Raw genomic sequence first — 24299 nt, forward strand, 5'->3', positions numbered from 1 at the left:
GGGGGCCGGAGCCGCCGCGGCGGGCGCGGGCGGCGCGGCAGCCGGGGCAGGCGCGGCCGCCGCCGCCTCGCCAGCGCCTTCGAGCACCAGCACCAGCGAGCCTTCCTTGACCTTGTCGCCCACCGCGACCTTGATCTCCTTGACCACGCCGGCGGCGCTGGACGGGATCTCCATCGAAGCCTTGTCCGATTCCACCGTGATCAGCGACTGCTCGGCCTTGACCGTGTCGCCCGGCTTGACCATGACCTCGATCACGCTCACTTCATCGAAGTCCCCGATGTCGGGGACCTTCACTTCCACCAATGCCATGTTGTTCGTCTCGCTTGTGTGTGGGTGGGTGGGATCAGGCGTACAGCGGGTTGACCTTGTCGGTCTTGATGCCGTACTTGGCGATCGCTTCGGCCACCTTGGCGACCGGCACGGTGCCATCTTCGCTCAAGGCCTTCAGCGCGGCCACGACGATGTAGTGGCGGTTGATCTCGAAATGTTCGCGCAGCTTGCTGCGGAAGTCGCTGCGGCCGAAGCCGTCGGTGCCCAGCACCTTGTAGTTGCGGCCGGCCGGCACGAACGGGCGGATCTGCTCGGCGTAGGACTTCATGTAGTCGGTCGAGGCGATGACCGGGCCCACAGAGCTGGAGAGCTGCTGCGCCACGAAGCTCTGGCGCGGCGTCTCGGTCGGGTGCAGCAGGTTCCAGCGGTCGGCGTCCTGGCCGTCGCGGCCCAGCTCGTTGAAGCTCGGGCAGCTCCAGACGCCGGCGGCCACGCCCCAGTCCTTCTCCAGCAGTTCCTGGGCGAAGAAGCTCTCGCGCAGGATGGTGCCGCTGCCCAGCAGTTGCACCGTGGGCGCACCGGCGGCCAGTGCGGGCGCCTGCTTGGCCAGGTACATGCCCTTGATGATCTGCTCCTCCGTGCCGGGCTGCAGGCCGGGCATGGGGTAGTTCTCGTTGAGCAGCGTGATGTAGTAGTAGACGTTGTCCTGGCGCTCGACCATGCGCTTCAAGCCATGGTGCAGGATCACGCCGACCTCGTGCGCGAAGGTCGGGTCGTAGCTCACGCAGTTCGGGATCGTGCCGGCCAGGATGTGGCTGTGGCCGTCCTCGTGCTGCAGGCCTTCGCCGTTCAGCGTGGTGCGGCCCGAGGTGCCGCCCAACAGGAAGCCGCGCGCCTGCATGTCGCCGGCGGCCCAGGCCAGGTCACCGATGCGCTGGAAGCCGAACATCGAGTAGTACACGTAGAACGGCACCATGATGCGGTTGCTCGTGCTGTAGCTCGTCGCGGCCGCGATCCAGCTGGCCATGCCGCCGGCCTCGTTGATGCCTTCCTGCAGGATCTGGCCGGCCTTGTCTTCCTTGTAGTACATGACCTGGTCCTTGTCGACCGGGGTGTACTGCTGGCCATGCGGGTTGTAGATGCCGACCTGGCGGAACAGGCCTTCCATGCCGAAGGTGCGGGCCTCGTCCACGAGGATGGGCACCACGCGCGGGCCCAGGGCCTGGTCGCGCAGCAGCTGCGTCAGGAAGCGCACATAGGCCTGCGTGGTCGAGATCTCGCGGCCTTCGGCCGTCGGCTCGATGACCGACTTGAAGGTCTCCAGCGCGGGCACGGTGAAGCTCTCGTCGGCCTTGGTGCGGCGGTGCGGCAAGTAGCCGCCCAGGGCCTTGCGGCGCTCGTGCAGGTACTTCATCTCCGGCGTGTCGTCGGCCGGCTTGTAGAACGGCAGCTCGGCGATCTGGCTGTCGGGGATCGGGATGTTGAAGCGGTCGCGGAAGGACTTGATGTCCTCGTCGCTGAGTTTCTTGGTCTGGTGGACGGTGTTCTTGCCCTCGCCGATCTTGCCCATGCCGAAGCCCTTGACGGTCTTCACGAGCAGCACGGTGGGCTGGCCGCTGTGGTTCTGCGCGGCATGGAAGGCGGCGTAGACCTTCTGCGAATCGTGGCCGCCGCGCTGCAGGTTCCAGATCTCGTCGTCCGTCATGTTCTCGACCATCTTGGCCGTGCGCGGATCGCGGCCGAAGAAGTGCTTGCGCACGTAGGCACCGTCGTTGGCCTTCATGGCCTGGTAGTCGCCGTCGTTGGTCTTCATCATGAGCTCGCGCAGCGCGCCGTCATGGTCCTTGGCCAGCAGGGCATCCCAGCCCTTGCCCCAGATCAGCTTGATGACGTTCCAGCCCGAGCCCCGGAACTCGCCTTCCAGCTCCTGGATGATCTTGCCGTTGCCGCGCACCGGGCCGTCCAGGCGCTGCAGGTTGCAGTTGATCACGAAGATCAGGTTGTCCAGGTTCTCGCGCGCGGCCAGGCCGATCGCGCCCAGCGATTCGACCTCGTCCATCTCGCCGTCGCCGCAGAACACCCAGACCTTGCGGTTGGACGTGTCGGCGATGCCGCGGGCATGCAGGTACTTGAGGAAGCGCGCCTGGTAGATCGCCATCAGCGGACCCAGGCCCATGGAGACGGTCGGGAACTGCCAGAACTCGGGCATGAGCTTGGGGTGCGGGTAGCTCGACAGACCCTTGCCGTCCACTTCCTGGCGGAAGTTCAGCAGTTGCTCTTCGGTCAGGCGGCCCTCGAGGTAGGCGCGCGCGTAGACGCCCGGCGAGACGTGGCCCTGGATGTAGATGCAATCGCCGCCGTGCTTTTCGCTCTCGGCATGCCAGAAATGGTTGAAGCCGGCACCGAACATGCTGGCCAGCGAGGCGAAGGAGCCGATGTGGCCGCCCAGGTCACCGCCTTCGGGCGGGTGGTGGCGGTTGGCCTTGACCACCATGGCCATGGCGTTCCAGCGCATGTAGGCGCGCAGGCGCTGCTCGATTTCCAGATTGCCCGGGCTGCGCGCCTCTTCGCTGGGCTCGATGGTGTTCACATAGCCGGTGTTGGCCGAGAACGGCATGTCCACCGTGTTCTGGCGCGCGTGCTCCAGCAGTTGTTCCAGCAGGTAATGGGCGCGCTTGGGCCCGTCGCTGGCGATGACCGCTGACAGCGCGTCCATCCACTCACGGGTCTCCTGGCTGTCGGTGTCCTGGGGGTCATTGGCTGCGCCAGGCAAGTTCTGGGGTTGGGCTGACATGCGGTCTCCTCGAAATAGACAAACGGACGCTTGGCCGATACCGGCCGGGCGCGGCGAAGTGTCGCACACGCCCTCTAATTTTCAAATAGCAATTTACAATTCTGTAATGTGAAAAATGAAGAGGTTCAAAGGCCGAGTCATTCGACACACCAAGCCCGCTCATGGGCAACTGCTGCAAACCCTCACATACACTGCCGCCCATGTCCGTCCCCCCCTCCCACCAGACGCCCGGCCAAGGGCTTGCCGCCGCCGAAGTGCGCAAGCCCTGGCGCGCCTGGTGGCGGCGCCAGGCACCCCACCGGCAGGACCGCTTCGCGGCGCTGGCGCCGCTGGTGGCGGTGGTGCTGTTCCTGGCGGCGATCGCGTCGTCCTTTCTCTATCTGCGGCTGGAGGAGATCGACCGCGAGCAGGAAGCCGTCAAGCGCGATGTCGAGTACGCGCAGCAGCAGATCCGCCTGCGCCTGCTGGAGCGCCAGGAACAGCTCATGCGCGTGGCACGCGATGCGGCCAACGAGGAAATCGACGTCGAGGAGTTCGTGAGCCGCGCGCAATCGCTGATCTCCCAGTACCCGGAGCTGCAGGCCGTCAGCTGGATCGACGAGCGCCGCCGCATCAAGACCAGCTACGCCGCGCCCAGTCTGCACACGCCGCTCATGCGCATGGTGGACGACGTGCTGCGCCCCGGCGAAACCGAGACCAACTTCAGCCTGGCGCGCGACTTGCACCAGCCCGTCTACGGCCAGCCCCTGGGCACGGCCGGCGACCCGACGCCGCTCTTGCAGCTGCACATCCCGCTGACCGACCGCGGACGCTTCGCCGGCGTGGTGCTGGCCGAGTACGGCACCGACGCGCTGCTGCGCCACGGCGTGCCGGCCGAAGTCCTCAACAAGTACGCCGTGGCGCTGGTGGCCAGCGACGGGCGCATGCTGGCCGGCACCGTCATGCCACCGTCGACCTCGGGCTCGCGCCTGCTGCCCTGGTCCAGCCAGGCCGAGCCCTACGAGATCCCGGTGTCACCGGTGGGCAACGGCCTGGTGCTGCGCGCCCAGGCCTACCGCACCTCGCAGGGCGTGGTGGGCAGCGGGCTGTTCTGGCTGGTCGGTGCACTGTCGGTGCTGACGGCCTGGATGCTGATCGGTAGTTGGAGCCACACGCGCAAGCGCCAGCAGGCCCAGCAGGCGCTGATGGCCGAGACCAACTTCCGCCGCGCCATGGAGAACTCCATGCTGACCGGCATGCGTGCCATGGACCTGCAGGGCCGCATCACCTACGTGAACGCGGCCTTCTGCCAGATGACGGGCTGGAGCGAAGGCGAGCTGGTGGGCCGCACCGCGCCCTTCCCCTACTGGCCCGAGGAAGACCTGGAGTACCTGATCGCGCGGCTGGAGGACGAGCTCAACGGTCGCAGCACACCCTCGGGCTTCCAGCTGCGCATCAAGCGCCGCGACGGCTCCATCTTCGATGCGCGGCTGTACATCTCGCCGCTGATCGACGCCGTGGGCAAGCAAACCGGCTGGATGGCATCGATCACCGACATCACCGAGCCCAACCGCATCCGCGAGCAGCTGTCGGCCTCGTACGAGCGCTTCACCACGGTGCTCGAGGCGCTGGACGCCGCCGTGTCAGTGGCGCCGCTGGGCAGTCCCGAGCTGCTGTTCGCCAACAAGCTCTACCGCCAATGGTTCGGCTCGCAGACCCACGGCCACGAGAGCCTGGTGGCGCGTGCTGGCATGCCGTCCATGCCGCCCAACGACGAGCACCTGGACGATGTGGACGCCTACGCCGGCCTGCCCACTGATTCGCTGACCACGAGCGACGCCGAAAGCGCCGAGATCCACGTGGCCGAACTCGGCAAGTGGCTGGAGGTGCGGGCGCGCTACCTAAGCTGGGTCGACGGCCGCCTGGTGCAGATGGTGATCGCCACCGACATCACGCCGCGCCGGCTGGCCGAGGAGCAGGCCGCCCACCACGCCGAGCGGGCCCAGACCTCCAGCCGCCTCATCACCATGGGCGAGATGGCCTCCAGCGTCGCGCACGAGCTGAACCAGCCGCTGGCCGCCATCACCAACTACTGCAATGGCATGGTCTCGCGCCTCAACGGCAATGGCATCGCGCACGAGGACCTGCTGGCGGCGCTCGAGAAGACCTCCCGCCAGGCGCAGCGCGCGGGCCAGATCATCCACCGCATCCAGTCCTTCGTGAAACGCAGCGAGCCCAAGCGCAGCCTGTCGAACGTGCAGGACATCGTGCAGGAGTCCGTGGAACTGGCCGGCATCGAGCTGCGCCGACGCAACGTGCGCCTGAGCCACTACGTGGCGGCGCGCCTGCCCCCGCTCATGGTCGACCCGATCCTGATCGAACAGGTGCTGGTCAACCTGCTGCGCAACGCGGCCGAAGCCATCGACTCCGCCCAGCGCCCGCCGCAGCGCCGCAACATCGAGCTGCGCGTGCTGCCGCGCCAGGAGGCCGATGTGCCCGGCATCGAGTTCGCCGTCACCGACACCGGCACGGGCCTGGCACCCGAGGTCATGGAACATCTGTTCGAAGCGTTCTTCTCGACCAAGGCCCATGGCATGGGCATCGGGCTGAACCTGTGCCGTTCCATCGTCGAATCGCACATGGGCAGGATGCAGGCGGAGAACATCTACAATGGCTCCGAGTGCATGGGATGCCGGTTTTCCTTCTGGATTCCGTTGGCAAAAGCTGCCAACGCCCTGCCAAATCCAGCCAACGCAGCTAAAACTCCCGGAGTACCCGCATGAGTCTGATACCCAAGAAGGGCACGGTCTATGTTGTCGACGACGACGAAGCCGTGCGCGATTCGCTCCAATGGCTGCTAGAGGGCAAGGACTACCGCGTCCGCTGCTTCGAATCGGCCGAGGCCTTCCTCTCGCGTTACGACGCCCGCGAGGTCGCCTGCCTGCTGGTGGACATCCGCATGGGCGGCATGACCGGCCTGGAACTGCAGGACAAGCTCATCGAGCGCAAGTCGCCGCTGCCCATCGTCTTCATCACCGGCCATGGCGACGTGCCCATGGCCGTGGACACCATGAAGAAGGGCGCGATGGACTTCATCCAGAAGCCCTTCAAGGAAGACGAGCTCGTGACCCTGGTCGAGCGCATGCTGGACCATGCCAAGGACGCCTTCACCGACCACCAGCAGGCCGCCAGCCGCGGCGCCCTGCTGTCCAAGCTGACCTCGCGCGAATCGCAGGTGCTCGAACGCATCGTCGCAGGCCGGCTCAACAAGCAGATCGCCGATGACCTGGGCATCAGCATCAAGACCGTGGAGGCGCACCGCGCCAACATCATGGAAAAGCTGAACGCCAACACCGTGGCCGACCTGCTCAAGATCGCCCTGGGCCAGACCGCCAAAGCCTGACCACCACATCCCCCACACCGCAGCGCCCGTCCACCGTCCGGTTGGCGGGCGTTGTTCTTGGAGACTCCCCATGACTGCCCAACTCATCGACGGCAACGCGCTGGCCCGCCAGATCCGCGCCGACGTGGCCGGCCGCACGGCCGCGCTCAAGGCCCGCGGCATCCAGCCGCATTTGGCCATCGTGCTGGTCGGCGACGACCCGGCCAGCCAGGTCTACGTCAAGCACAAGGTCAACGACAGCAGCGAGACCGGCCTTGAGGCCACGCTGGAACGCCACCCGGCCGACATGGCCGAGGCCGACCTGCTCGCACGCATCCATGCGCTCAACGCCGATCCGGCCGTGCACGGCATCCTCGTGCAGCTGCCGCTGCCCAAGCACATGGACGCGAACAAGGTCATCGAGGCGATCTCGCCGGCCAAGGACGTGGACGGCTTCCATGTCGCCAGCGCCGGCGCGCTGATGGTCGGCCAGCCAGGCTTTTGGCCCTGCACGCCGCACGGCTGCCTGCGCATGCTGGAGTCCATCGGCTATGGCCTGCGCGGCAAGCATGCCGTGGTGATCGGCCGCAGCAACATCGTCGGCAAGCCCATGGCCATGATGCTGCTGGCGCAGAGCGCCACGGTCACCATCTGCCACAGCGCCACGCCGGATCTTGCGGCCTTCACGCGCCAGGCGGACGTCATCGTCGCCGCGGTCGGCAAGCAGAACCTGGTCACGGCCGACATGGTCAAGCCCGGCGCCGTGGTCATCGACGTGGGCATGAACCGCAATGCCGAAGGCAAGCTCTGCGGCGACGTGGACTTCGCCGGTGTCAAGGAAGTGGCCGGCTGGATCACCCCCGTGCCGGGCGGTGTGGGCCCCATGACGCGCGCCATGCTGCTCGTCAACACGCTGGAAGCGGCCGAACGCGCTGCCGGCTAAGGCGGCGATAGCCCGCGCGGGGGCTTGTGATTGGCGGGGCTGGCGCAAAATGCCCTACATGCAGTCCAACCCCCTCCTCTCGTTTTCCGACCTGCCGCTGTTCGACCAGATCCGGCCCGAACACGTGGCGCCCGCCATCGACCAGCTGCTGGGGGAGGCCAGTACCGCGCTGGAGCAGGCCACGGCGCCGGACTTCCCGGCCGATTGGAGCGCCATGTCGCGCGTGCTGGACACCGCGACCGAGCGCCTGAGCCGCGCCTGGGGTGCCGTGAGCCATTTGAACGCCGTGGCCGACACGCCCGAACTGCGTGCCGCGTACAACGAGGCGCTGCCGCGCGTCACCGAGTTCTGGACGCGCCTGGGCGCCGACGAACGCCTGTACGCCAAGTACAAGGCCATCGACGCCAAGGCGCTGACGCCGGCCCAGCAGCAGGCCCTGCGCAACGCCATCCGCAACTTCGTGCTGAGCGGCGCCGAGCTGACGGGCGCGGCCAAGGAGCGCTTCGCCGCGATCCAGGAACGCCAGGCCGAGCTCTCGCAGAAGTTCAGCGAGAACGCGCTGGACGCGACCGACGCCTACGCGTACTACGCCAGCGCCGACGAACTCGACGGCGTGCCCGAGGACGTGCGCCAGGCCGCGCGCGCTGCCGCCGAAGCCGAGGGCAAGGCCGGCTTCAAGCTCACGCTCAAGCTGCCCTGCTACCTGCCCGTGATGCAGTTCGCCAGGAGCAGCGCGCTGCGCGAACGGCTGTACCGTGCCTACGCCACGCGCGCCTCCGACCAGGCCGAGGGCGACGCGACCAAATTCGACAACACCGCGCTGATCCGCGAAATCCTGGCCCTGCGCCAGGAAGAAGCGCGGCTGCTGGGCTACGCCAACTTCGGCGAGGTCTCGGTCGTGCCCAAGATGGCCGATTCGCCGGCCCAGGTGATCGGCTTCCTGCGCGACCTGGCCCGGCGTGCACGGCCCTATGCCGAGAAGGACGTGGCCGACCTGCGCGCCTTCGCGGCCGAGAAGCTGGCCCTGACCGACCCGCAGCCCTGGGACTGGAGCTACATCGGCGAGCAGCTCAAGGAGGCGCGCTACGCCTTCAGCGAACAGGAGGTCAAGCAGTACTTCACGGCGCCCAAGGTGCTGGCCGGGCTGTTCAAGATCGTCGAGACGCTGTTCGAGGTCTCCATCCGGCGCGACACCGCGCCCGTGTGGCACCCCACCGTGGAGTTCTACCGCATCGAGCGCGCGGCAGCCCAGGCCGGTGGCGCACCGCAGCTGGTCGGCCAGTTCTACCTCGACCCCTCGGCGCGCAGCGGCAAGCGCGGTGGCGCCTGGATGGACGACGTGCGCGCGCGCTGGCTGCGCCCCGACGACGGGCGCCTGCAGACGCCGGTCGCCCAGCTGGTCTGCAACTTCGCGGCCGGCGTGGACGGCAAGCCGCCACTGCTCACGCACGACGACGTGACCACGCTGTTCCACGAGTTCGGCCATGGCCTGCACCACATGCTCACGCAGGTCGACGAGCGCGACGTGTCCGGCATCAGCGGCGTGGAATGGGACGCCGTGGAGCTGCCCAGCCAGTTCATGGAGAACTTCTGCTGGGAATGGGACGTGCTGCGCCACATGACGGCCCACGTGGACACCGGCGAGCCGCTGCCGCGCGCGCTGTACGACAAGATGCTGGCCGCCAAGAACTACCAGAGCGGCATGCAGACGCTGCGCCAGATCGAGTTCGCGCTGTTCGACATGCTGCTGCACACCGAGCACGCGCCCCAGGCCGACTTCATGGCCCTGCTGGCCAGCGTGCGCGAGGAAGTCGCCGTGCTGCCCTCGCCCCAATTCAGCCGCACGCCCAATACCTTCAGCCACATCTTCGCGGGCGGCTACGCGGCCGGTTACTACAGCTACAAGTGGGCCGAGGTGCTCAGCGCCGATGCCTACGCGGCCTTCGAGGAAACCGCGGGCGCCGACGGCCTGCCCAGCATCGAGACCGGCCGGCGCTACCGCGAGGCCATCCTCGAAGCGGGCGGCAGCCGGCCCGCCATGGAATCGTTCAAGGCCTTCCGCGGCCGCGAACCCACGCTGGACGCGCTGCTGCGCCACCAGGGCATGGCCTGATGCGGGGCGCTGCGCCCGCCGGCAAGCACGCGGTGGCCGCCGCGCTGCTGCTGGCCGCGGGCCTGTGTCCGGCCCAGGCCGTGTACCGCAGCGTGGGACCGGACGGCCGCGTCACCTTCTCCGACCGCCCCATCACGAGCGATGCCCGGGCCGCGACGACCGCCAGCCGCGGCGGCATTCCGCCCGCCCCGCGCGTGCTGCCCTACGAACTGCGCCAGACCGTGGACCGCTTTCCGGTGACGCTGTACACCGGCAGCGACTGCGCGCCCTGCGACAGCGCGCGCCAGCTGCTGGTGGCGCGCGGCGTGCCGTTCAGTGAGCGCACGGTGCAGAGCAACGAGGACATCGAGGCGCTGCGCCGCCTGGCGGGCGACAACAGCCTGCCCGTGGTCACCATCGGCGGCCAGCGGCTCCAGGGCTTCGCGCCTGCGGAGTGGACGCAGTACCTGGACAGCGCGGGCTACCCGCGCAGCTCGCAGCTGCCGCCCGGCTACCGGGCGCCGCCCGCGCAACCGCTGGTGGCCGTGCGCGCGGCCGAGCCCGCGCCAGCGCCCGCACCCCGTGCGGCCGCGCCTGCGGCACCCGCGCCAGCGCCGGCCCCGTCCAATCCGGCGGGCATCGTCTTCTAGAACGTCAGCGTCTGCACGCCCTCGGGCGTGCCGAGCAGGCAGACCTGGGCGCGCTGGTGCGCGAACACGCCCACGGTGACCACGCCGGGCCACTGGCTGACCTGGGTCTCGAAGCCCAGCGGATCGGCAATGGCCAGGCCGGCCACGTCCAGGATGTGCTGACCGTTGTCGGTCACGAGCGGGCCGCTGCCGTCCTTGGCCTGGCGCAGCGTCGCCTGTCCGCCCATGGCGGCGAAACGGCGCACCAGTTGCTGCGCCGCCATCGGCACCACCTCCACCGGGATCGGGAAGCGGCCCAGCACCGGCACCTTCTTGGACGCATCGGCGATGCAGACGAAACGGCGCGACTGGGCCGCGACGATCTTCTCGCGCGTGAGAGCAGCGCCGCCGCCCTTGACCATGTGGCCGGCGCCATCGATCTCGTCGGCGCCGTCCACGTAGACGGCGAGCTCGCCCACCGCGTTGGCGTCGAACACCGGGATGCCCAGCGCCTTCAGGCGCGCCGTGCTCGCTTCCGAACTCGACACCGCGCCCGGGATCCGGTCCTTGATCTCGGCCAGCGCGTCGATGAAGCAGTTGACCGTGGAGCCCGTGCCCACGCCCAGGATCTCGCCCGGCACCACGTAGGCCAGGGCGGCACGGCCCACCAGGGCCTTGAGTTGGTCTTGCGACAGCGGAGCGTTGGAAGTCATCTGGGAGAATCCGGCGTTTGTTGAGAACTGGCCGAGAATTATCCGATGCCCTTGCTGCCGACCCGGCTCACCTATGCCCTGGCCCGGCCCCTGCTCTTCGGCCTGGACGCCGAAGCTGCCCATGACGCCACCATGTCCGCCCTGGCCCGCAGCCACGGCACACCGCTGGCCTGGGCCTGGTGCGACCGCCGTGTCGAAGACCCCGTCACCGTGGCCGGACTGCACTTTCCCAACCGCGTGGGCCTGGCCGCCGGCCTGGACAAGAACGCGCGTTGCATCGATGCGCTGGGCGCGCTGGGCTTCGGCTTCGTCGAGGTCGGCACGGTCACGCCGCTGGGCCAGCCCGGCAACCCAAAGCCGCGCATGTTCCGGCTGCCGCAGGCGCAGGCACTGATCAACCGGCTGGGCTTCAACAACGACGGCCTCGCGGCCTTCATCGCCAACGTGCAGCGCGCCAGGTTCCGCCAGCAGGCCGGCAGCCCCATGCTGCTGGGCCTGAACATCGGCAAGAACGCGGCCACGCCGACCGAACGCGCGACCGACGACTACCTCGCCGGCCTGTCCGGCGTCTACCCGCACGCCGACTACGTCACGATCAACATTTCGAGCCCGAACACGCAGAACCTGCGCACGCTGCAGGCCGACGCCGCGCTCGACGCGCTGCTCGGCGCGCTGGCCGAGCGCCGCGCGGTGCTCGCGCGCGAACACGCCAGCACCAGCGCCGACGGCCGCACCCAGCTGCGCCGCGTGCCACTGTTCGTGAAGATCGCGCCCGATCTGGACGAGGGCCAGGTCGCCGTGATCGCCGCCACGCTCAAGCGCTATGCGGACGCCGACCACGCGGCCGACCAGCTCGGCTGGGGCCTGATCGCCACCAACACCACCTTGGCGCGCGACCGCGTGCAGGGCCTGCCGCATGCCGAAGAGACCGGCGGCCTGTCCGGCGCCCCGCTGCTGGCCGCCAGCAACCGCGTGATCGCGCAGCTGCGCCAGGCCCTGGGCCCGGACTTCCCCATCATCGGCGTGGGCGGCGTGCTGAGCGCGCGCGACGCGCTGACCAAGATCGAAGCCGGCGCCGACCTCGTGCAGATCTACACCGGCCTGATCTACCAGGGCCCGGCGCTGGTGCGCGAGGCGGCTCAGGCGATCCGCGACCGCAAGGCCTGATGCCCTCTCCCGCCGCGGAGCCCACGGACGGCCTGCCCACGCCGGCCCGCCACTGGTCGATGGCGGTGATCCTGCTCGGCATCGGCATCTCGGTGCTGGACGCGACCATCGTCAACCTCGCGCTGCCCGGCATCGCGCGCGACCTGAACCGGCCGGCTTCGGACGCGATCTGGATCGTCAACGCCTACCAGCTCGGCGTGCTGGTGCTGCTGTTGCCCTGCGCCAAGCTGGGCGATCTGCTGGGCTACCGACGCGTCTACCTGGCCGGCGTGGCCGTGCTGCTGCTGGGCTCGCTGGGCTGCGTGCTCGCGCGCGACCTTCCCATGCTGGTGGCGGCCCGCGCCCTGCAGGGGGTGGGCGCGGCCGGCGTCATGGGCGTCAATTCGGCGCTGGTGCGGCTGACCTATCCACGCGCGCTGCTGGGCCGCGGCATCGCCCTCAATTCCATGACCGTGGCCGTGGCCTCGGTGGCCGGGCCCAGCGTGGCCGCTGCCGTGCTCTCGGTCGCCAGCTGGCCCTGGCTGTTCGCGATCAACCTGCCCGTCGCGGCCGCGTTGCTGCTGCTGGGTCTGCGTGCGCTGCCAGCCAACCCGCTGCCGCTGGCCAAGGGCGGGCTGTCGCTGCTCGACGTGGGGCTCAACGCCGCCATGTTCGCGCTGCTGTTCCTGGGCGTGGACCAGCTCGGCACGCGCGCCGGCCAGAGCGGCGTGGCACTGCAGTCGGTGCTGCTGATCGCTGTGGGCCTGGTGGTGGGCGTCGTCTACGTACGGCGCCAGCTCGGCCAGGCCGTGCCGCTGTTCCCGGTGGACCTGCTGCGCATCCGCGTGTTCGCGCTGTCCATGTGCAGCTCGGTCACGGCCTTCGCCGCGCAGATGCTGTCCAACATCGCCCTGCCCTTTCTGCTGCTGGACGGCTACGGCCGCTCGCATGTGGACACGGGCCTCTTGATCACGGCCTGGCCGCTCGGCAGCATCGTCACGGCGCCGATCGCCGGGCGGCTGATCGGCCGCGTGCAGCCCGGCCTGCTGGGCTGCGCCGGCATGTGGACCATGGCCAGCGGCCTGGCGCTGCTGGCCCTGCTGCCCGCGCAGCCGCACAACGCCGACATCGCCTGGCGCATGGCGCTGTGCGGCATCGGCTTCGCGCTGTTCCAGTCGCCCAACAACTACCTGATCGTGACCTCGGCGCCGCCGCACCGCGCCGGTGGCGCCAGCGGCATGCTGGGCACGGCGCGGCTGACCGGGCAGAGCATCGGCGCGGTGCTGCTGGCCGTGCTGTTCAGCCTCGCGCCGCCTCGGGCCGGCCATGCCGGCGGCGCCACGCTGGCGCTGGGCCTGGCTGCCGCGCTGGCCGCCGGGGCCGGCCTGTTCAGCCTGCTGCGCATCCGCCGCGCCTGAGCACAGCGGCCGTCGCCGCCCGGCTGCCGTCCGTCTTCAGGCCGCAGCGCCGGGCGGCGCGGCGGCCTAGACTGGCGGCCACGCCACCACAGCGACCGACCCATGCAGCACCTTGCCCGCCCCACTGCGTCGCCGCCCAGAGCGCTCGTCGTGCCGCGCTACCAGCGCAGCGGTCACGGTGCGCTGGACGACGCGCTGCAGCGCCTCACCGTGCTGTGGATGAAGAGCCTGCCCGAGCCGCTGCGGCCGCAGCAATGCGCACGCCGCCATCCGCGGGTGGTGAACCAGATCGCCGCACTGTGGGGCCTGCCGCAGCGCTGCATCGCCTACCTGGACGAACTGCAGACCGACCGCCGCGGCAACCGCCGTGGCTTCGGCCCCGAGGTGACGCTGGAATTGCAGCGCCTGCGTGCACGGCGCGCAGGCTTGGCAGCCATGGCGCGCCAGCGCGCAGCCTCGGACTTCCCCGCCACCCAGCCGATGGGGCCGTAGCGGCCCCTGGCGCTCAGAAGCTGTGAATGAATCGATCAGGGTCACGACGGGGTACGCCGGGCCACAGGCGTAGGCGCAGGCCGCCGCCCGGGCTCGTGCCCGGGCAAGGACTGCAACGCCCGCCTGTGGCTTGGCGTGCCCCGGCCCGAAGGGCGAGGCCCCAGGGCGCGACGCTGACCATGGAAGCCGGCTTTCACGGGGCCTCGCGTGGCCGTGAGGGATTCGTTCACAGCTTCTCAGACCGGCTGCAGCAGCCGCACCACCTGCTCGCCGATGGCCAGCGAGCTCGTGAGACCCGGTGATTCGATGCCGAACAGGTTGACCAGCCCCGGCACGCCATGCACGGCGGGGCCTTGCAGCACGAAGTCGCGCGCCGGCTCGTGCGGCGCCTGGATTTTGGGCCGCATGCCGGCGTAGCCCGGCTGCAGCGCGCCATCGGGCAGGCCCGGCCAGTACTTGCGCACCTCGGCATAGAAGCCGTCGCCACGGCGCGGATCGACGACCAGGTCCTCGGGATCCTCCACCCATTGCACGTCGGGGCCGAACTTGGCCTGGCCGCCCAGGTCCAGCGTGAGGTGCACGCCCAGGCCGGCCGCCTCGGGCGCCGGATAGATCAGCCGCGTGAACGGCGCACGCCCGGCCAGCGTGAAGTAGTTGCCCTTGGCGAAATGGCTGGGCGGCACATGCGCCGGGTCCAGCCCCTCGAAGCGCAGCGCCAGCGCCTGGGCCGACAGGCCGGCCGCATTGACCACGGTGCCGGCCAGCAGCTCGGTGCCGTCCGCCATGGTCAGCACCATGCCCTGCGCCGTGCAGCGCGCCTGCGCCAGCGCCGTGTTCAGCGCCACGAGGCCGCCGGCGTTCTCGAAATCGCCCTGCAGCGCCAGCATCAGGCCATGGCTGTCGACGATGCCGGTGGACGGCGAATGGATGGCCGCCGTGCAGCGCAGCTGCGGCTCCATGGCGCGGGCTTCGTCGGCAGACAGCAGCACCAGGTCGTCCACGCCGTTGGCCGCGGCCTTGGCGACGATGCCTTGCAGCTGCGCGACCTGGGCTTGGTCGGTGGCCACGATGAGCTTGCCGCAGCGGCGGTGGGCAATGCCGCGCTCGGCGCAGTAGGCGTACAGCAGGGCCTTGCCGCGCACGCACAGTTGCGCCTTGAGCGAGCCGGCAGCGTAGTAGATGCCGGCGTGGATGACCTCGCTGTTGCGCGAACTGGTGCCGGTGCCGATGGCATCGGCGGCCTCCAGCACCATGCACTCGCGCCGGGCGAAGGCCGGCGACAGCGCCAGCGCACGGGCCACGGCCAGGCCCACGACACCGGCGCCGATGACGACGCAATCGACCCGGTCCATCACAGACTCCGCGGGTCGGTGGCCAGCAGCAGCTCGACCAGCGAGCGCAGGTGGGCCTTCAGGCCTTCGGCGCCCGCGTGCAGGGCCAGCGTGTCCTCGTCCATGTAGAGCTTGCGGTTGATTTCGAGTTGTACGCTGTGGCGCTGCTGTGCCGGGTCGCCATAGCGGCGCACGAGTTCGACGCCCTTGTAGGGATGGTTGTAGGCCACGTCGTAGCCCAGGCCGCGCAGGTGCTCGACGATGCGGGCAGACAGCGCGGCAGCGGCCGTGCTGCCGTCGCGGTCGCCGACCACGAAGTCGGCATGGGCCAGGCCCGGGAAGTCGGTGGCGAAGCGCGAGGCCACGGCCGGCATGGAGTGGCAGTTCAGGTGCAGGCTGTAGCCGTGCCGCGCATGCGCGGCGTCGATGGCGGCCTTGACCGCTGCGTGGTACGGCTGCCAGCAGCGCGCGATGCGCGCCTGCACTTCGGCCACCGTGAGCTTGCGCGCGTACAGCGGCGTGCCCTCGTCGGTGGTGCGCCAGATCAGCCCCTTGCCCAGGCGCACCTTGGACAGCACGCGCGCATCGGTGGCCACGGGCCCGGGCCAGGGCGCATCGAGCAGCGCCTGGTCGATCTCGGTCAGGTCGCGGTTGGCATCCAGGTAGCTGCGCGGAAACAGCGCCTCGACCCAGGCCACGCCCAGGGCCGGCGCGAAGTCGTAGAGTTTCTCGACGTGGGTGTCTTCGGCGCGGCGCAGCACCAGGGGGTCGCAAGCGTGGTCGAAATCGGCCGGATAGGCCGTGCCGCTGTGCGGCGAATCGAGAACCAGCGGGGTGGTCCCCGCGGTGGTGAGAAGAGCGGAGAACATGGGCCGGCATTGTGCAGCAGGGCGTTGCGTGGCCGCGCTCGCAGGTGCATCGGCCTGCCGTCCTACGGCCACGGAACCAAACATGGAATACTTGTATCCCTCAAGCGGGGCCCGTGCCGGGGTGTCCTGTCGTACACACCGATGAAGGTTCCGATGATCGAATTGCACTACTGGCCCACGCCCAACGGATGGACTTGCTCCATCATGTTGGAAGAGTGCGGCCTGCCTTACCGCATGGTGCCGGTCAACATCGGGCGCGGCGAACAGTTCACGCCCGAATTCGTGGCCTTGATCAACCCGCACCACAAGATGCCGGCCATCATCGACCCGGAGCCACTGGGCGGTGGCGCACCGATGCAGGTCAGCGAGGCCGGCGCCATCCTGGTCTACCTGGCCGGCAAGACCGGGCGCTTTCTGCCCACCGACGGCCTGGCACGGCTGCAGGTGCTGCAGTGGCTGATGTGGCAGGTCAGCGGGCTCGGCCCCATGACCGGGCAGAACAGCCACTTCCTGCAGTACGCCAGCGAGAAGGTGCCTTACGCGATCACGCGCTACGGCAACGAGTTGCGCCGGCTGTACGGCGTACTGGACCACCAGCTCGGCCAGACCGGCAGCCACGTGGCCGGGCCGGAGTTTTCCATCGCCGACATCGCCATCCTGCCCTGGATCCGCATGCACAACGCGCAGCGCATCGACCTGTCGGCCTTCGCCCACATCGGCCGCTGGTACGAGACGGTGCTGGCGCGCCCTGGCGTGCAGCGCGGCCTGGCCCTGGGCCGCGAGCTGCGTGCGCCGGTGCTCAGCGCGGCCGCCCGCGAGGCCTTGTTCGGCAGCGGCTCGGGGGCGCAGAGCCCGGGTCGCCAGCGCCGCGGCAGCGACTAAGTACCCAGCACGCCGCGGTTGAGCCGCAGCAGCCGGCCGCAGCGCGCGGCCAGCGACTCGTCGTGCGTGACGACGATGAAGGCCGTGCCGTGCTCGCGCGCCAGCCGCAGCATCATGCCGAACACGGCCTCGGCGGTTGCGCGGTCCAGGTTGCCGGTGGGCTCGTCGGCCAGCACGCAGCGCGGCGCGCCGACCAGGGCCCGCGCGATCGCCACGCGCTGGCGCTCGCCGCCCGACAGCTCGGCCGGCCGGTGCGCCATGCGCTCGGCCAGGCCGACCTCGGCCAGGATGGCGGCTGCCGCCTGGGCCGCGGCCTCGCGCGGCTGGCGCCGGATCCACAACGGCATGGCCACGTTGTCCTGGGCACTGAACTCGGGCAGCAGGTGGTGGAACTGGTAGACGAAACCGAGCTCGCGGTTGCGCAACTCGCCCTGGGCGGCCGGACCCAGGCCCGCCAGATCCTGGCCGGCCAGCTGCACGCGCCCGGCGGTCGGCGCGTCCAGCCCGCCCAGCAGGTGCAGCAGCGTGCTCTTGCCCGACCCCGAGGCGCCGACGATGGCCACGGTCTCGCCGGCATGCACGGTGAGGTCCACGCCCTGCAGCACGGTCAGGTCGATGCGGCCCTCGTGGAAGCGCTTGGACAAGCCTTGCGCCTGCAGCACGGGCAGGCCGTCGGCAGAAGATTTGATCGCATCACTCATAGCGCAGCGCCTCGGCGGGGTTCACGCGGCTCGCCCGCCAGCTCGGGTAGATGGTGGCCAGGAAGGCCAGGATCAGCGAGATGACGGCGATCGGCAGGATGTCGCCCTGCTGCGGGTCGCTGGGCATGCGGTTGATCAAATACACCTCGCGCGGCAGGAAGCTCGCATGGAACAGCTTCTCCAGCGCGGGCACGATCACGTCGACGTTGTAGGCCACACCCAGGCCCAATGCCAAGCCGGCCAGGGTGCCGATCACGCCGACCATGGCGCCCTGCACCATGAAGATGGTCATGATGCTGCGCGGGCTCGCGCCCAGCGTGCGCAGGATGGCGATGTCGGCGCGCTTGTCGGTCACGGTCATGACCAGGGTGCTGACCAGGTTGAACGCGGCCACGGCCACGATCAGCGTGAGGATGATGAACATCATGCGTTTTTCCAGCTGCACGGCGGCGAACCAGGTCTGGTTCTGGCGCGTCCAGTCGCGGATCAGCAGATCGCCCGACAGGCTGCGGGCCAGTTCGAAGGCCACCTCGCGCGCCTGGTGCAGATCGCGCAGCTTGAGCCGCACGCCGCTGGGGCCCTCCAGACGGAACAGCCGCTGCGCGTCCTCGATGTGCACCATGGCCAGCGCCGAGTCGTACTCGTAGTGGCCGGAACTGAACAGGCCCACCACCGTCATCTGCTTGAGCCGCGGCACCACGCCGGCCGGCGTGACCTGGCCCGAGGGCGCGACCAGCGTGACGGGATCCCCTTCGCGCACGCCCAGGCTGCGCGCCAGGTCCGTGCCCAGCACAATGCCGAACTGGCCCGGCACCAGGCGCGCGATGGCCTCGGCCCCTGCGCCGCCGGCCACATCGGTCACCTGGCTCTCGGTCGCCGGGTCGATGCCACGCACCAGCGCGCCCTTCATGTCCTCGCCGCGCGCGATCAGCGCCTGGCTGGCGATGAAGGGGGCGGCGCCGATGACCGCGGGGTTGCGTTTGGCTTCCTCCATGGTCTTGTTCGGATCGGGGATGGCCTGGCCCTGCGGCGCATAGATCTCGATGTGCGAGACCACGCCCAGCATGCGGTCGCGCACCTCCTTCTGGAAGCCGTTCATGACCGACAGCACGATGATGAGCGCGGCCACACCGAGCGCGATGCCCAGCATGGAGACGCCGGAGATGAAGGAGATGAAGCCGTTGCGGCGCGTCGCGCGCCCGGCGCGGGTGTAGCGCCAGCCGACGGCCAGTTCGTAGGGAAGGTGCATTGCGCGCAGGCCGGGCCCGCAAAAATCGGGGATTGTGGCATCCCGGACAATCCCCTCAATGTCTCCCAACTCCCCGCCGGCCCAGCTGCTGATCCTCGACGCCGCCAGCGAAGCGCCCGCCTGCCGCAGCGCGCTGGCCGCGCTGCCTCTGCCCTCCCTGTCCGCCCTGCTGGCCGAACTGACCCCCTCGCCCCTGGAGCGCCTGCCCGATGCTGCGTTGGATACGCCGGCCGAGCGCGCACTGGCCCAGGCCCGGGGCCTGGCCGGCGACGATGGCCGCCTGCCCTGGGCTGCCGCCGCGGCTGCGGCGGCCGGCCTGCCGCCCGGGCAGGACTGGGCCTTCCTCACGCCCTGCCATCTCGAGGTCGGCATGAATCAGGTGCGCCTGACCGACCCGGCCGCGCTGGCCTTGCCGGACGACGAGGCCGAGGCCTTGATGGCCAGCATGGCGCCCTACCTGGCCGAGGACGGGATCGTCGTCGAGCGCTGGCAGGACGGCCGCTGGCTCGCCCACGGCGCGCCCTTCGCCGGCCTGGCCACGGCCTCGCCCGAGCGCGTGCTGGCCGAGGAGAACCTCAACGCCTGGCTGCCCGCCAACCCCTTGCTGCGGCGCCTGCAGAACGAAATGCAGATGCTGCTCTACACCCACCCCGTCAACGACGCGCGCGAGGCCCGGCGCCTGGTGACCGTCAACGCGCTGTGGATCAGCGGCTGCGGCAGCTGGCCGGCCACGCCGCCCCGGCCGCAGGCCGTGCAGGTCGTGGACGCTCTGCGCGCCAGCGCGCGCCAGGGCGATTGGGCCGCCTGGGCCGCCACCTGGCAGCAGATCGACAGCACGCACTGCGCGGCGCTGCTGCAGCGCCTGCGCGCCGGCGAGCCCGTGGCGCTGACGCTCTGCGGCCCGCAGGGCAGCCGCCGCTTCGACGGCCGGCCGCGCGGCGCGCTGGCGCGCTGGCTCGCCCGCTGGCGCAGGCCGCAGCCGGCCCAGCTGCTGGAGGGCCTGTGAAGATCCGCACCCGTGACGTGCCGCCGCGCGCGGCCTGGGCGCTGGAGCAGGCCGGCGTGCATCCGCTGCTGGCGCGGCTGTACGCCGCGCGCGGCGTGCAGGCCGCGGACGAACTCGACGACGGCCTGGCCCGGCTGCTGCCCCCCACCGGCCCGCAGGGCCTGCGCGGCGCCGATGCCGCGGCGCGGCTGCTGGCCGATGCGATCGCGCGCGATGCCCGCATCTGCATCGTGGCCGATTACGACTGCGACGGCGCCACCGCCTGCGCCGTCGCCGTGCGCGGGCTGCGCCTGCTGGGCGCGCGCCATGTCGACTACCTGGTGCCCGACCGCGTGGTCGACGGCTACGGCCTGACCGCCGCCATCGCCGAGCGCGTGCACGCCCGCGGCGCCGACCTGCTCGTGACCGTGGACAACGGCATCGCCAGCATCGAGGGCGTGGCCCATGCCCGCGCGCTGGGCCTGGCCGTGCTCGTGACCGACCACCACCTGCCGGCCCCCGCGCTGCCCGCGGCCGACGTGATCGTCAACCCGAACCAGCCGGACTGCAGCTTTTCGAGCAAGTGCATGGCCGGGGTCGGCGTGATGTTCTACGTGCTGCTGGCCCTGCGCGCCGAACTGCGCACGCGCGGCGCCTACGCCGACCGGCCCCAGCCCAAGCTGGACGCGCTGCTGCCCCTGGTCGCGCTCGGCACCGTGGCCGACGTGGTCAGGCTGGACGCCAACAACCGCCGCCTCGTGGCCCAGGGCCTGCGCCGCATACGCGCCGGCCAGATGCCGGCCGGCCTGGCCGCGCTGTTCGACGCCGCAGGCCGCAAGAGCGCCCAAGCCACGGGCTTCGACTTCGGCTTCGCGCTGGGCCCGCGCATCAACGCCGCCGGCCGCCTGGCCGACATGACGCTGGGCATCGAATGCCTGCTGACCGACGACGCCGCCCGCGCCACCGAGCTGGCCCGCACGCTGGACGCGATCAACCGCGAGCGCCGCAGCATCGAGACCGACATGCGCGAGCAGGCCGAGCTGGTCGCCGAATCCCTGTTCGGCGACGGTGAGGAGCCGCCGCCGGCCATCTGCGTCTACGACCCGGCCTTCCACGAAGGCGTGGTCGGCATCGTGGCCTCGCGCCTGAAGGACCGGCTGCACCGGCCCTGCTTCGTGTTCGCGGCTTCGCGCGCGCCGGGCCACGAAGGCGAGATCAAGGGCTCGGGCCGCTCCATCGCGGGCTTTCACCTGCGCGACGCGCTGGACCTGCTGGCCAAGCGCCACCCCGGCGTGCTGCTGCGCTTCGGCGGCCACGCCATGGCGGCCGGCTGCACGGTGGCGGCCGCGCGCTGGCCCGAGTTCGAGGCCGGGCTGCGCGTCATCGCGCGCGAGTGGCTGGACGAAGCAGCGCTGACGCGCCGGCTGGACACCGACGGCCCGCTGGCGCCCGAGTACCGGCGCGCCGACATGGTCGACACCCTGCACCGCGAGGTCTGGGGCCAGGGCTTCGCCGCGCCGACCTTCAGCGAGGAAGTGGAGATCGTCTCGCAGCGCCTGGTCGGCGAGCGCCACCTGGCGCTCAAGCTGCGCCACCAGGGCCAACCCGTGGACGGCATCTGGTTCGGCCGCGTGGAACCGCTGCCCAACCGGGCGGTGCTGGCCTTCCGGCTCGATGCCGACGAGTGGCAGGGTCAGCGGCGCGTGCGCTTCCTCGTGGAAGGCATGGCCGGCTGAGCCAGGCTCAGAAGCTCTCCCACTCGCCCTCTTCGGCCGAAGCGGCCTTGGGCCTGGCGGGCGCCGGCGTGCGCGCGGGGGCGGCCAGGGTCTTGGGCGCGGCCGGCCTGGCCGCCGGTTTGGGTGCGGCCTTGGGCGCAGCCGCTGCCGGGGCGCGGACGGCGGCGGGTGCAGGCGCCAGGCGCTTGGCAGCGGGCGCCGCCACCGCTGGCGCCGGCCGCTTCGCAGGCGCGGGGGCCGGGGCCGGGGCCGCCACGACCGCCGAACGCGGTGCCAGCGTCTGCACCGCGCCGCTGCCGACGTTGAACACGGCCACCACCTCGGACAGCCGCTGTGCCTGGTCCTTCAGGCCCGATGCCGCGGCCGCCGACTCCTCCACGAGCGCGGCGTTCTGCTGCGTCATCTGGTCCAGCTGCGTGACCGCCTGGTTGACCTGGGCGATGCCGTCGCGCTGCTCGGTGGACGAGGCGCTGATCTCGCCGATCAGGTCGCTCACGCGGCGCACGCTGGCGACGATCTCCTGCATCGAGGCACCGGCATGCTCGACCTGGGCGGAGCCCGTCTCCACGGTCTGCACCGAGGCGTTGATGAGGGCCTTGATCTCCTTGGCCGCCTCGGCCGAGCGCCCGGCCAGCGCGCGCACCTCGGAGGCGACGACCGCGAAGCCGCGCCCCTGTTCGCCGGCGCGGGCGGCTTCCACCGCGGCGTTGAGCGCCAGGATGTTGGTCTGGAAGGCGATGGCGTCGATGGTGCCGATGATGTCGGCGATCTTGCGCGAGGCCTCGCTGATGTCCTGCATGCTGCGCACCACCTGGCCCACCACCTCGCCGCCCTGGGTCGCGGCCTGGGCGGCCGTGCTGGCCAGCTGGTTGGCCTGGCGCGCGGTGTCGGCCGACTGCGTCACCGTGCTGGTCAGCTCTTCCATGCTGGCCGCCGTCTGCTGCAGGTTCGACGCAGTCTGCTCGGTGCGCGCGGACAGATCGTGGTTGCCGCTGGCGATTTCGGTCGAGGCCGTGGACACCGACTCCACGCCGTTGCGCACTTCGCTGACCAGGCCACGCAGCCGCTCGGTCATGGCCGACAACGCGCGCAAGAGTTGGCCGAACTCGTCGCGCCGCGGGTCGTCCAGGCGCTGCGTGAGGTCGCCGCTGGCGATGGCGTCGGCCGCCTTCAGTGCGCGCTCCAGCGGCCGCACGATGGAACGCACCAGCGCCACGGTCAGGCCGATGCCGATCAGGAACACCAGGACGATCGCGGCCAGGCCCGTGAACGAACCCGTGCGGCGTGCGTCCTCGGCCGCCGCGCGGGCCTGGTCGCGCAGGCCTTCCTGCACGGTCACGAAGTTGTCCAGCGCCTTGAGGTACAGGTCGATGGCCGGGCGGAAGTCGCGTTCGACGAAGGCCTGCACATCGGCACCGCTGTTGCGCACCTCGGCCACGCGCGCGGTCAAGGCCAGTACACGCGTGCGCTGGTCGGCAATGGCCTGCAGCGCGGCCTTGCTCTCGTCGGTGGTGGACGCCTTGGTGATGCGCTCCTGCACCGCCGAGATCTGCGCGATCAAGCCCTTCACCCGGCCGTCGTAGAGCTTGGCGATCGCCGGATCGGCGGTCAACGCGTTGCCTTCGACCATGGTCGTGGCGGTCTCCGTCATGCCGCGCCAGCGGATGGCGTCGGAGATGCGGCCCTCGTAGGCCAGGACCGAGCGCAGCGCGTTGTCCATCACGTTGGCTGAATTGACCTGGGCCCAGGCCGCGATCGCCAGCATGGCGACCAGCAGCCCAAGCACCACCAGCCACAGCCGGCGTCCCACTCCGATGTCGTTCCACTTCATGTCGTATTCCCTCGTCCGCGCCCAATTTGCGCGTCTTGCGCGCTAATCCACACGGAGTTTAGGGGCGAAGGCGCTCGAAACAGCGCCTTCCATCGTGCCGGATCAGCCGGCCAGCACCTCTCGCACGGCGGCCAGTTGCCGGCGCGAGACGGCCAGCGGCTCGTCCAGGCCGTGCAGGCGCACCGCCCAGCCCTCGCCCTCCTCGGGGTCGTGGTGCTTCTCCAGCGCGCGCAAGGCCTTGCGCGCCACCAGCGCGTTGCGGTGCACGCGTACGAAATGCTGGCGGTGGCGCGTCTCCAGCTCGTTGAGCGCACCGTCCAGAATGTAGCTGCGCGCCAGCGTGCGCACCGTCACGTACTTGAGCTCGGCCTTGAGGTACAGGATCTGCGCCAACGGCACGCGTTCGGTGCGGCCGCGGTCCTGGATCAGGATGAAGGCTTCGGCGTCCGCCTCTGCCGGTTGGCCGGCCAGGCCGCGCAGGCGCTCGACCTTCTGCAGCGCATGCTGCAGCCGCTGCAGCCGCACCGGCTTGGTCAGGTAGTCGATGGCTTCCACGTCGAAGGCCTGCAGCGCGTGCTGGGCATAGGCCGTCACGAACACCACGGCAGGTGGTGCGGGCAGCGCGCGCAGCGTATTGGCCAGGACCAGGCCGTCGCTGCCGGGCATGTGGATGTCCAGCAGCGCGAGGTCGAAGCGCTCGCGCTGCAGCAGCACCATGGCCTCGCTGGCATTTCCGGCCTCGCCGCAGACCAGTGCCGCCGGCGCATGGCAGTCGCCCAGCAGCGTGCGCAGCCGCGTGCGCGCCAGGGGTTCGTCGTCGACGATCAACACACGCAAGGCCATGGCTTGCTCCGTTC

General features: G+C 70.4%; 19 protein-coding genes and 1 pseudogene. 11 read left to right on the forward strand and 9 right to left on the reverse strand.

Going from position 1 to position 24299, the window contains the following annotated elements:
- Positions 1-309: pseudogene (locus IE209_RS33740) on the reverse strand (biotin/lipoyl-containing protein); the annotation flags it as partial.
- 34 nt (positions 310-343) lie between these two features.
- Complete coding sequence (gene aceE / locus IE209_RS04750; RefSeq protein WP_189685805.1) at positions 344-3064, reverse strand: pyruvate dehydrogenase (acetyl-transferring), homodimeric type; 2721 nt, start codon at positions 3062-3064, stop codon at positions 344-346.
- 200 nt (positions 3065-3264) lie between these two features.
- Between aceE and IE209_RS04755 the strand changes: the two genes are divergently transcribed.
- From IE209_RS04755 to IE209_RS04775, 5 genes are all read left to right on the forward strand, one after another.
- Entirely contained in the window at positions 3265-5826 is a 2562-nt protein-coding gene (locus IE209_RS04755) for a PAS domain S-box protein (RefSeq protein WP_189685806.1), read from the forward strand.
- Positions 5823-6446: a response regulator transcription factor gene (locus tag IE209_RS04760; RefSeq protein ID WP_145545382.1), complete on the forward strand. Its 624-nt coding sequence runs from the start codon at positions 5823-5825 to the stop codon at positions 6444-6446. The genes IE209_RS04755 and IE209_RS04760 overlap by 4 nt, the downstream gene beginning before the upstream one ends.
- Before the next feature lie 70 nt (positions 6447-6516).
- A complete protein-coding gene (gene folD / locus IE209_RS04765; RefSeq protein ID WP_189685807.1) occupies positions 6517-7368 on the forward strand; it encodes a bifunctional methylenetetrahydrofolate dehydrogenase/methenyltetrahydrofolate cyclohydrolase FolD in 852 nt (283 codons plus the stop codon).
- 58 nt (positions 7369-7426) lie between these two features.
- A complete protein-coding gene (locus IE209_RS04770; RefSeq protein WP_189685808.1) occupies positions 7427-9481 on the forward strand; it encodes a M3 family metallopeptidase in 2055 nt (684 codons plus the stop codon).
- Positions 9481-10110, forward strand: coding sequence for a glutaredoxin domain-containing protein (locus IE209_RS04775; RefSeq protein ID WP_189685809.1), 630 nt, complete (start codon positions 9481-9483; stop codon positions 10108-10110). The genes IE209_RS04770 and IE209_RS04775 overlap by 1 nt, the downstream gene beginning before the upstream one ends.
- Here the strand turns inward: IE209_RS04775 and rpiA are convergent.
- Positions 10107-10802 carry a ribose-5-phosphate isomerase RpiA gene (gene rpiA / locus IE209_RS04780; RefSeq protein WP_189685810.1) on the reverse strand — a complete coding sequence of 232 codons (696 nt, stop codon included), beginning with the start codon at positions 10800-10802 and terminating at the stop codon, positions 10107-10109. The two genes, IE209_RS04775 and rpiA, sit on opposite strands and share 4 nt — an antisense overlap.
- Before the next feature lie 45 nt (positions 10803-10847).
- On the opposite strand from rpiA, the gene IE209_RS04785 reads away from it, so the two are divergent.
- The 3 genes from IE209_RS04785 (at position 10848) to IE209_RS04795 (ending at position 13858) form a co-directional block, all read left to right on the forward strand.
- Positions 10848-11969, forward strand: coding sequence for a quinone-dependent dihydroorotate dehydrogenase (locus IE209_RS04785; protein ID WP_189685811.1), 1122 nt, complete (start codon positions 10848-10850; stop codon positions 11967-11969).
- On the forward strand, positions 11969-13366 hold the full coding sequence (locus IE209_RS04790; protein ID WP_189685812.1) for an MFS transporter: 1398 nt from the start codon (positions 11969-11971) through the stop codon (positions 13364-13366). The genes IE209_RS04785 and IE209_RS04790 overlap by 1 nt, the downstream gene beginning before the upstream one ends.
- Positions 13367-13468: 102 nt before the next feature.
- A complete protein-coding gene (locus IE209_RS04795) occupies positions 13469-13858 on the forward strand; it encodes a hypothetical protein (RefSeq protein WP_189685813.1) in 390 nt (129 codons plus the stop codon).
- Between the two features lie 236 nt (positions 13859-14094).
- On the opposite strand, the gene IE209_RS04800 is transcribed toward IE209_RS04795, so the two are convergent.
- Together IE209_RS04800 and IE209_RS04805 are read right to left on the reverse strand one after the other, a co-directional pair.
- Positions 14095-15210 carry an NAD(P)/FAD-dependent oxidoreductase gene (locus IE209_RS04800; RefSeq protein ID WP_189685814.1) on the reverse strand — a complete coding sequence of 372 codons (1116 nt, stop codon included), beginning with the start codon at positions 15208-15210 and terminating at the stop codon, positions 14095-14097.
- Positions 15210-16058, reverse strand: coding sequence for an N-formylglutamate amidohydrolase (locus tag IE209_RS04805; protein ID WP_189685815.1), 849 nt, complete (start codon positions 16056-16058; stop codon positions 15210-15212). Before IE209_RS04805 ends, IE209_RS04800 begins: the two co-directional genes overlap by 1 nt.
- Before the next feature lie 153 nt (positions 16059-16211).
- Here IE209_RS04805 and IE209_RS04810 point away from each other — a divergent pair, with 153 nt between their 5' ends.
- Entirely contained in the window at positions 16212-16940 is a 729-nt protein-coding gene (locus IE209_RS04810) for a glutathione binding-like protein (protein ID WP_189685816.1), read from the forward strand.
- On the opposite strand, the gene IE209_RS04815 is transcribed toward IE209_RS04810, so the two are convergent.
- Positions 16937-17641 carry an ABC transporter ATP-binding protein gene (locus IE209_RS04815; protein ID WP_189685817.1) on the reverse strand — a complete coding sequence of 235 codons (705 nt, stop codon included), beginning with the start codon at positions 17639-17641 and terminating at the stop codon, positions 16937-16939. The genes IE209_RS04810 and IE209_RS04815 overlap by 4 nt on opposite strands.
- A complete protein-coding gene (locus IE209_RS04820) occupies positions 17634-18890 on the reverse strand; it encodes a lipoprotein-releasing ABC transporter permease subunit (protein WP_189685818.1) in 1257 nt (418 codons plus the stop codon). Before IE209_RS04820 ends, IE209_RS04815 begins: the two co-directional genes overlap by 8 nt.
- Before the next feature lie 58 nt (positions 18891-18948).
- On the opposite strand from IE209_RS04820, the gene IE209_RS04825 reads away from it, so the two are divergent.
- Both IE209_RS04825 and recJ read left to right on the forward strand, forming a co-directional pair.
- On the forward strand, positions 18949-19896 hold the full coding sequence (locus IE209_RS04825) for a phosphoglycerate mutase (protein ID WP_189685819.1): 948 nt from the start codon (positions 18949-18951) through the stop codon (positions 19894-19896).
- Positions 19893-21611, forward strand: coding sequence for a single-stranded-DNA-specific exonuclease RecJ (gene recJ / locus IE209_RS04830; protein WP_189685820.1), 1719 nt, complete (start codon positions 19893-19895; stop codon positions 21609-21611). The genes IE209_RS04825 and recJ overlap by 4 nt, the downstream gene beginning before the upstream one ends.
- Before the next feature lie 7 nt (positions 21612-21618).
- Here recJ and IE209_RS04835 read toward each other — a convergent pair whose 3' ends face one another.
- On the reverse strand, positions 21619-23442 hold the full coding sequence (locus IE209_RS04835; protein ID WP_189685821.1) for a methyl-accepting chemotaxis protein: 1824 nt from the start codon (positions 23440-23442) through the stop codon (positions 21619-21621).
- Between the two features lie 102 nt (positions 23443-23544).
- Positions 23545-24285, reverse strand: a complete 741-nt coding sequence (locus IE209_RS04840) for a LytR/AlgR family response regulator transcription factor (protein WP_189685822.1) — start codon at positions 24283-24285, stop codon at positions 23545-23547.
- Between the last annotated feature and the right edge of the window lie 14 nt (positions 24286-24299).

Source organism: Pseudorhodoferax aquiterrae (assembly GCF_014652235.1).
Taxonomy (GTDB): domain Bacteria; phylum Pseudomonadota; class Gammaproteobacteria; order Burkholderiales; family Burkholderiaceae_C; genus Pseudorhodoferax; species Pseudorhodoferax aquiterrae.